Below are 406 nucleotides of genomic sequence, written 5' to 3' on the forward strand. Positions count from 1 at the left end.
CTTTTGAAGCCTGTGGTGGTGCTCACTGGCTTGCGAGAAAGTGTGAAGCCTATGGGCATCGAGTTCGACTTATCCCACCTCAATATGTAAAACCTTACGTCAAAGGTAACAAGAACGACTTTATTGATGCGGCTGCGATAGCAGAAGCAGCGAGTCGACCAAGCATGAGATTTGTTTCTGCCAAGTCAGAGGAAGCTCAAGTAATCGCGGCTATCCATCGAGTAAGAGATGGTTATATCAAAGAACGAACGGCTTGTATGAGCCGAATTGGGGCAATACTACTTGAGTTTGGACTGAGTTTTCCTAAAGGCCATGCCAAGATGAAAGCGCTATTTCAGTGGCTGGCCGAGCAAGATATAAAGTTACCGCAGAGTCTGGTCGCAGAGTTGCTCTCGATTCATGAGCA

The 406-nt window shown here is 47.0% G+C and carries 1 protein-coding gene; it reads left to right on the plus strand.

What is annotated here, in order from left to right; genetic code table 11:
• On the plus strand, positions 1–406 hold a 406-nt coding region (locus QTO06_RS25460; RefSeq protein WP_331410361.1), incomplete at both ends, for an IS110 family transposase.

This window comes from Vibrio sp. M260121 (genome assembly GCF_036533715.1).
Taxonomy (GTDB): Bacteria; Pseudomonadota; Gammaproteobacteria; order Enterobacterales; family Vibrionaceae; genus Vibrio.